The 6,875-nt window shown below is 61.6% G+C and carries 10 protein-coding genes; 6 read left to right on the top strand and 4 right to left on the bottom strand.

Features of this window, described 5'->3' with window-relative positions:
* The coding region (gene sdhA / locus KBY58_RS05665; protein ID WP_255003371.1) for a succinate dehydrogenase (quinone) flavoprotein subunit at positions 1–1,230 on the top strand (1,230 nt) is incomplete at its 5' end.
* Positions 1,227–1,985, top strand: a complete 759-nt coding sequence (locus tag KBY58_RS05660) for a succinate dehydrogenase/fumarate reductase iron-sulfur subunit (RefSeq protein WP_255003370.1) — start codon at positions 1,227–1,229, stop codon at positions 1,983–1,985. The genes sdhA and KBY58_RS05660, both read left to right, overlap by 4 nt.
* On the opposite strand, the gene KBY58_RS05655 is transcribed toward KBY58_RS05660, so the two are convergent.
* From KBY58_RS05655 to KBY58_RS05640, 4 genes are read right to left on the bottom strand one after another with little or no spacing between them, the layout of a single operon-like run.
* A complete protein-coding gene (locus KBY58_RS05655; RefSeq protein WP_255003369.1) occupies positions 1,936–2,271 on the bottom strand; it encodes a hypothetical protein in 336 nt (111 codons plus the stop codon). The genes KBY58_RS05660 and KBY58_RS05655 overlap by 50 nt on opposite strands.
* 39 nt (positions 2,272–2,310) lie before the next feature.
* Entirely contained in the window at positions 2,311–3,312 is a 1,002-nt protein-coding gene (gene gap / locus KBY58_RS05650; protein WP_255003368.1) for a type I glyceraldehyde-3-phosphate dehydrogenase, read from the bottom strand.
* A gap of 25 nt (positions 3,313–3,337) precedes the next feature.
* Entirely contained in the window at positions 3,338–3,763 is a 426-nt protein-coding gene (locus KBY58_RS05645; protein ID WP_255003367.1) for a hypothetical protein, read from the bottom strand.
* 12 nt (positions 3,764–3,775) lie between these two features.
* Positions 3,776–4,267: a pentapeptide repeat-containing protein gene (locus KBY58_RS05640; protein ID WP_255003366.1), complete on the bottom strand. Its 492-nt coding sequence runs from the start codon at positions 4,265–4,267 to the stop codon at positions 3,776–3,778.
* 70 nt (positions 4,268–4,337) lie between these two features.
* On the opposite strand from KBY58_RS05640, the gene KBY58_RS05635 reads away from it, so the two are divergent.
* Genes KBY58_RS05635 through KBY58_RS05620 form a run of 4 tightly spaced genes read left to right on the top strand, consistent with a single transcriptional unit; the run spans position 4,338 to position 6,865 of the window.
* The gene (locus tag KBY58_RS05635; RefSeq protein WP_254933350.1) at positions 4,338–4,700 is read left to right on the top strand and encodes a YraN family protein; all 363 of its coding nucleotides are present in this window, start codon (positions 4,338–4,340) and stop codon (positions 4,698–4,700) included.
* 39 nt (positions 4,701–4,739) lie between these two features.
* The gene (gene rsmA / locus KBY58_RS05630) at positions 4,740–5,561 is read left to right on the top strand and encodes a 16S rRNA (adenine(1518)-N(6)/adenine(1519)-N(6))-dimethyltransferase RsmA (RefSeq protein ID WP_255003365.1); all 822 of its coding nucleotides are present in this window, start codon (positions 4,740–4,742) and stop codon (positions 5,559–5,561) included.
* 9 nt (positions 5,562–5,570) lie between these two features.
* Positions 5,571–6,536, top strand: coding sequence for a 4-(cytidine 5'-diphospho)-2-C-methyl-D-erythritol kinase (gene ispE, locus KBY58_RS05625; RefSeq protein WP_255003364.1), 966 nt, complete (start codon positions 5,571–5,573; stop codon positions 6,534–6,536).
* On the top strand, positions 6,536–6,865 hold the full coding sequence (locus KBY58_RS05620; protein ID WP_255003363.1) for a DUF3082 domain-containing protein: 330 nt from the start codon (positions 6,536–6,538) through the stop codon (positions 6,863–6,865). Before ispE ends, KBY58_RS05620 begins: the two co-directional genes overlap by 1 nt.
* The last annotated feature ends 10 nt before the right edge of the window (positions 6,866–6,875 follow it).

Genomic DNA, 6,875 nt, shown 5'->3' with positions numbered 1-6,875 from the left:
ACAAACGTCTATTACCTCTCAACCAATGCCCTGAAGTCCAATGCCAGTGCGATCTGGCGCGCCCACCAGCAGGGGGCATTGTTTGCCAATCCCTGTTTTACCCAAATCCATCCCACCTGCATTCCCAGCGGGGATGCCTACCAAAGCAAGCTCACCTTGATGAGTGAAAGCCTGCGCAACGATGGCCGGGTCTGGTTGCCGCTCACCCCTGGAGATTGCCGCCAGGCCGACCAGATTCCCGAGGCAGAAAGGGACTACTTCCTAGAGCGTCAATACCCCAGCTACGGCAACATGGTGCCCCGGGATGTGGCCTCGAGACGGGCCAGGGAGCTCTGCAATGGCGGCCGTGGGGTGGGTCCCGGTGGCCGATCCGTGTATCTAGATTTTAACGACGCCATCCAAAGCCAGGGTTCAGGGGTGATTGGGGCGCGTTACGGCAACCTATTTGAGATGTATCAGCGGATCACAGGTGACGATCCGATGCGATCACCGATGCGGATATATCCCGCACCCCATTACACGATGGGAGGCCTGTGGGTGGACTATCACCTAATGAGCTCGATTCCGGGGTTGTTTGTGCTCGGTGAGGCCAATTTTTCGGAGCATGGCGCCAATCGGCTTGGAGCCAGTGCCCTAATGCAGGGTTTGGCCGATGGCTACTTCATTGCGCCAGCCACCGTCACGGCCTGGCTGGCCGAGGCCGGTGCCCTGGGCCAGGGGGATTCCCCGCTCCAGGAGGCCTGCCGGGAGGCGATGGACAGGGCTGGGCTGCGTATAAATGGTTTGCTGGCCGTGGCTGGCGATAGGCCCGTCGACAGCTTCCACCGTGAGCTGGGGCATTTAATGCTGGAACACTGCGGTATTAGTCGCAGCGCCGCTGGCCTACGGGCCGCTCTGGTGGCAGTGGCCGATTTGGAAGGGCGTTTTCAGCGGGAAGTTCGGGTGCCAGGCGAGGCGCTGGAGCCCAATGCGGAGCTGGAGAAGGCCCTACGGCTCAGTGATTTCTTTGGTCTGGCCCAGTTGATGCTCCGGGATGCCCTGGCCCGGGAGGAATCCTGCGGGGCCCACTTCCGGGAGGAGCACCAGAGCCCGGAAGGTGAGGCCGTCCGCGACGACAAAAACTTTGCCCACATTGCGGCCTGGGAATATCGGCAGGGCGCTGATCCAATCAGGCACCAGGAGCCCCTCGCCTTCAGCCAGCTCCAGCCCAGCACCCGCAACTACCGATGATTAACCAGCTCTCCCTGAACCTGCGGATTTGGCGCCAGGAAAGGGCTGACCGGCCTGGCAGCTATGTCAACTATCGGCTGGAGCAGGTCTCGGCAGATCTCTCCCTGCTCGAAGCTCTAGACCTACTCAATGAGCAATTAATTGTGTCGGGTGAGCGGCCGGTGCTTTTTGAGCACGATTGCCGCGAGGGAATTTGCGGCAGCTGCGGCTTCCTGGTCAATGGTCAGGCCCATGGTCCCCAGGCGGCTACCACCGTTTGCCAGCTCTATCTGCGCCGTTTCAAGGACGGCGACACCCTCACCCTTGCACCTTGGCAGGCGAAGGCATTCCCCTTGATCCAAGACTTGGCCGTGGATCGAGGCGCCCTTGATCATCTGATCGAGGCAGGCGGTTTTTGCTCGGTAAATACCGGCAGTGCCCCAGATGCTAATGCCCTATTGGTGGGCCGCCAGCAGGCCAGTTCAGCCTTTGAAACCGCCACCTGTATCGGCTGTGGTGCATGCGTAGCAAGCTGCCGCAACGCATCCGCCAGCCTGTTTGTGGCCGCCAAGCTGGCCCACTTGGCCCAGCTTCCCCAGGGGCAACCAGAGCGCGCGACCAGGGCTGAAGCGATGCAGCGGCAGATGTTGAAGGAAGGTTTTGGAAGTTGCAGTAGCCAGCTCGAATGTGAAGCGGTTTGCCCCAAGCAGATTTCCGCCGATTGGATCAGCTGGATGCATGGTGAGCGGCGCAGGTTGGCTGAAAGCGGCGGATGAATTGTTCGAGCTGCATTGGCCCACAGCGGCGCTGCCAATTACTTGAATTGGGGTAGCGCCGCCAGCACTCAAGGCTGATGCCGTGGGCTTTCTGCTCCAGGCGGTATTGATAACTGCAGTCGATACCGCATGCCTGCCCCCTGAGCTCACTTGGCAGCAGACCTTCGCAGGCGATGGTGGCTGCCAGCCAGGCAGCCACATCCTGGGGCCGGCCAGCAGGGAGCAGCAGGTTTAGGGGCGGCTGGGAACCCTGGCTGCTGAAGGTGAGGATGGCTTTTGGACCCACGGGGCAAGGAGCGACACCCTTACCTGTGCCACACCTGTCTCAGACAACCGTCGCCATGTGGAGCATCAGGTCAAGGCACTTGCAGCTGTAACCCCATTCGTTGTCGTACCAGGCGACCACCTTCACGAAGGTGTCGGTGAGGGCAAGGCCGGCGCCGGCATCGAAAACCGAGGTGCAGCTCTCACCGAGGAAATCGCTGCTGACCACTTCGTCTTCGGTGTAGCCAAGGATGCCGGCCATGGGCCCCTCAGCCGCTGCCCGCATGGCGGCCTTGATCTGCTCGTAGCTGGCCGGCCTCTCCAAGTTCACCGTCAGATCCACCACCGAGACGTCGGGGGTGGGCACCCGGAAGGACATCCCGGTCAGTTTGCCGTTGAGTTCAGGGATCACCCGGCCAACCGCCTTGGCGGCGCCGGTGGAGCTGGGGATGATGTTCTGGCCGGCACCTCGGCCACCGCGCCAGTCCTTGGCCGAGGGGCTATCGACGGCCTTCTGGGTGGCTGTGGTGGCGTGCACCGTGGTCATCAGGCCGTTGACGATGCCGAAGCTGTCGTTGAGAACCTTGGCCATCGGGGCCAGGCAGTTGGTGGTGCAGCTGGCATTTGAGACCACGTCTTGGCCTGCATAGCTGCTGTGGTTGACCCCCATCACAAACATCGGCGTTTCGTCCTTGGAGGGGGCGCTCATTACGACCCTTTTGGCGCCGGCGTTGATGTGGGCACGGGCACTTTCATCAGTTAGAAAAAAGCCGGTGCTTTCCAGCACGTAATCGGCGCCAATCTCCCCCCACTTGAGCTGGTTGGGATCGCGCTCGGCCGTAATGCGGATGCTCTTGCCGTTGACCACCAGCTGGCCGTTTTCTATGCGTACATCACCCTGGAATCGGCCATGGGTTGAGTCGTAGCAAAGCATGTAGGCCAGGTACTCCACATCGATCAGGTCATTGATCCCCACCACCTCAACTTCGCCCAGGCTGCAGGCCCGGCGAAAAGCGAGGCGGCCGATGCGACCAAAACCGTTGATACCGATGCGAATGGCCATGGACACTGACTAGTCAAAAACCAACCTAGGAGCTTTCTCCTAGGTCATCGTCTTCGAGTAGCAATTGCTGAAAAACGGTATACAGCTCGGCATCCCCCATGCCAGGGGCCCGCTTGGGTTTCCCCGTGTTGGTGGGGGACTTCCCTGAAGCAGCTTTATTCGGGAGAGCTGCTTGGGGAGGAGCCACTGCGGTGGCCCGCTGCCCCTCGGCCTTTTTGAGTCTTTCCAGCAGATGGGGGGGCACCGTTCCATCGGGGCTTACCTGCATCAATTCGCGAAAAAGGGCATCCGGGTCCTCTTCGGTTTCGACCCGATGGCGCCTCTCGCTGGCCCTAGTGCCTGCAGCTGCCTGGCTGGGGATGTCGCTGTTTTGGACAGGTGTAGGCAGGGCTTTAGGCAGGCTGCGGCCCAGCTCCTTAAGCCGCTCCAGGCTGTGGGCGTCAAAGCTCATGGCACACTCCGCTCAACTACACCCAAGGGTGTCGCGGGTGCTGCGACCTGTCACTGAATTGCTGCCATGGGCACTGGCGCACAGGGTTTTCAGGGCATCGGCGCGCAGCGGCACATTGGTGAAATCGGCGCCCTCGATCACTACATTCTTGAATTTGGTGTTGAACGCAAAGGCGTCTTCGAGCACGGCATTGGTGAGGTTGGTGCCATCGAAGATCGCTGAATCGAGGGTGGCCTCCTTCAGGTTTGTGTTGCTTAGGTCCGCATCCTGTAATTTCGCGCCAAAGAGGCTTGCCCCCTGCAGGTCAGAACCGGCAAAGGTTGCATCCCTCAGGTTCGTGAGATTGAAGGTGGCTCCCCTCAGCTCCTGGCCGCTGAAATCGGCCCCAATTAATACCTGCTTGGCCACGTCCATGGCCGCGTAGGCGGGCTGGGCAAAAACGCCTGAGAGAAGCAGGCATAGGGCACAAAGCAGCCCCCAAACAGGGCTGTGGCGGCGGGCCATGGCGGCTGTGCAACAAACCCCAGCCTACGAACCTTCCCGGTGGGAACCATGGGCTAGCGGCAATTTTCCGATGGCCTTGCCCCCAAAAATTGGCGGTGGTTGGGCCGAGCAGCGGGCCCTGGGGCTCCTGCGTCAAAACGGCTGGCAAATGCTCGATCGCAACTGGCACTGCCGCTGGGGGGAAATCGACCTACTGCTCCATAAGGCTGGTCGGTTGCTTTTGGTGGAGGTGAAGGGTCGCAGCAGCAGTGGCCGAGATGGCTGGGGTTTGGCCGCCATCAACGTTCTCAAGCGCAAGCGCCTGGAGAGGGCCTTTAGTTGCTGGCTGGCGGAGCATCCCCACTGGCAACACAGCACCCTGGAACTGGTGGTGGCCCTGGTGCCCCTTCCACCGGTAAGAAGGCCAGTGCGTTGGATCCGCTGGGGGCATTAGGTACTTCGCCAGGCAATCTGGGGCGAGGAGTTAATAGCCATGGGCTTTGCCGCACACCGCGCCCGTAAACGTTTCGGCCAGCACTGGTTGGTTGATCAAGGTGTGCTGAGGGCGATTGTGGCGGCTGCCCAGCTAGGTGCTGGGGATAGGGTTTTAGAGGTGGGGCCTGGCCGGGGCGCCCTTACGGAAAAACTGCTGGAATCCCCGGCTGCTGCGGTGGCGGCGGTGGAGCTGGACCGGGATCTCGTGGTCGGCCTGAGCGGGCGATTTGGGGGGGAGCCCCGCTTCAGCCTTACGGAGGGCGACGTGTTGGCGGTGCCGCTGCCAGAGGCCACCAAGGTGGTGGCCAACATCCCGTACAACATCACAGGCCCCCTACTGGAGCGGCTGGTGGGTCGATTGGATCGGCCCATAGAGCAGCCCTACCAACGGCTGGTGTTGCTGGTCCAACAGGAGGTGGGGGAGCGAATTCGCTGCATGCCGGGCAGCAGCAACTATTCAGCCCTAAGTGTGCGGATGCAATTGCTGGGCCATTGCCAGAGCATCTGCCCCGTGCCGCCTCGCTGCTTTCAGCCACCCCCCAAGGTGATGTCAGAGGTGATTGCCATCGATCCCCTACCGGCTGATCAACGGCTGGCCCCAGCACTAGCTCGCACCGTCGAACAACTGCTTAAGCGCTGCTTCCTGGCCCGTCGCAAGATGCTGCGCAATACCCTCGCGGGCCTTCAGCCAGAAGCCAGGCTGGAAGCCCTGGTGGCTGAAGCTGGTGTCAGCCTGCAACAACGGCCCCAGGAGCTGACCCCCTCCCAGTGGGTGGCCCTGGCGGCCGGCTTGAATCACAGCACTTCCGACCTGGGATAGAGCGGCGCCATGGCCCAGCTGACGGTTTCTTCCCCCGCCAAAATCAACCTCCATCTCGAGGTGTTGGGCCAGCGCAGCGATGGCTTCCACGAGTTGGCGATGGTCATGCAGACCATTGATTTGGCCGACACCCTCAGGTTCAAAACCACGGCGGACGGCCAGATCCAGTTGGAGTGCAGCCGCCCTGACCTGCCCACCGATGCCAGCAACCTGGTTTTGCGGGCGGGGGAGTTGCTAAGGGCCCGCTCTGGTTTCCCCGAACTGGGCGCCCATATTCAGCTGGATAAACGCATTCCGATCGGTGCTGGCCTGGCCGGGGGCTCGAGCAATGGGGCGGCCGCCCTGCTCGGCCTGAATCGGCTCTGGGGCCTGGGATTTGAGGCTCCAGAGCTAACGGCCATGGCCGCAGAACTTGGTTCAGACATGCCCTTTTGCATGGCAGGCGGCACCCAGCTCTGTTTTGGCCGCGGTGAATTGCTTGAGCCCGTGCTGCCTGCTGCAGCAGGCACCTTGGCCGTGCTGTTGATCAAGCAGCCCGAGGCCCACGTCAGTACCCCCTGGGCCTACGGCCGCAGCAGGGAGCTGCGCGGCGACTTTTACCTGAGCGAGGAGCAGGAATTTGCCCAGCGCCGCGATGCCCTGCGCCAGAACCCCCTACTGGCCCAATTGGCCGAGGGGCGCTGCCCCCCCAGGCTGCGAAATGATTTGCAGCAACTGGTGGAGCCGGAGGTGGAGAGTGTCCGCGGTGCCCTGGCGTTGTTGGCCCAGCTATCTAATAACTCCCAGACAGCAAACCCCCAGCTTTCCCCACCCCTGACTGTGGCGATGAGCGGTTCGGGTCCGAGTTGTTTTGCCTTATTTGCTGACCTGGGCCAGGCGACGGCCGCCCACGGCCTCTTGGCGAATGCCCTTGAGACGGCAGGATTTGAGGCCTGGTGCTGCTCTTTTAACCCGGTGGGTGTCAGCCTGATCTGATGGCAGATATGAATACTGATCAAAACCCACCTGCCCCCCAGGAGGCTGGGCCGCCCCGCAAGGGGCCCCTCAGTTTTCTTTCCGGCTCGATCACGGCAGCTCTGCTGGGCTGGCTTTGTCTGGGGTTGAGCCAGCGGGTTGTGGCCCATTACGCCCTGCATCCGCCGGTTTTTGCGGCCGCCTTCGCCCAAAGCATTGCCACTGCCATCAAAACCCTGGCTGTGGGCATGTGTTTTCTGGCCACCTTCAGTTTTGGCTTCATCGCCTTAGGCCTGTTTTTAGTCTTCATCCGCAGCCTGTTGCCGATTAAGGCCGAAGAATCGGCCTAGCCCCTCGCTT

It is taken from the genome of Cyanobium sp. HWJ4-Hawea, assembly GCF_024345815.1.
Taxonomy (GTDB): domain Bacteria; phylum Cyanobacteriota; class Cyanobacteriia; order PCC-6307; family Cyanobiaceae; genus Cyanobium_A.
This window is presented reverse-complemented; position numbering and strand designations above follow the sequence as displayed.

Bases quoted from the DNA above. Each gene is read 5' to 3' on its own strand.
- KBY58_RS05640 (WP_255003366.1), bottom strand. From the start codon at position 4,267: ATGGCCCGCCGCCACAGCCCTGTTTGGGGGCTGCTTTGTGCCCTATGC.
- gap (WP_255003368.1), bottom strand. From the start codon at position 3,312: ATGGCCATTCGCATCGGTATCAACGGTTTTGGTCGCATCGGCCGCCTC.
- ispE (WP_255003364.1), top strand. From the start codon at position 5,571: ATGGCCCAGCTGACGGTTTCTTCCCCCGCCAAAATCAACCTCCATCTC.
- KBY58_RS05620 (WP_255003363.1), top strand. From the start codon at position 6,536: ATGGCAGATATGAATACTGATCAAAACCCACCTGCCCCCCAGGAGGCT.
- KBY58_RS05635 (WP_254933350.1), top strand. From the start codon at position 4,338: ATGGCCTTGCCCCCAAAAATTGGCGGTGGTTGGGCCGAGCAGCGGGCC.
- rsmA (WP_255003365.1), top strand. From the start codon at position 4,740: ATGGGCTTTGCCGCACACCGCGCCCGTAAACGTTTCGGCCAGCACTGG.
- KBY58_RS05645 (WP_255003367.1), bottom strand. From the start codon at position 3,763: ATGAGCTTTGACGCCCACAGCCTGGAGCGGCTTAAGGAGCTGGGCCGC.
- KBY58_RS05660 (WP_255003370.1), top strand. From the start codon at position 1,227: ATGATTAACCAGCTCTCCCTGAACCTGCGGATTTGGCGCCAGGAAAGG.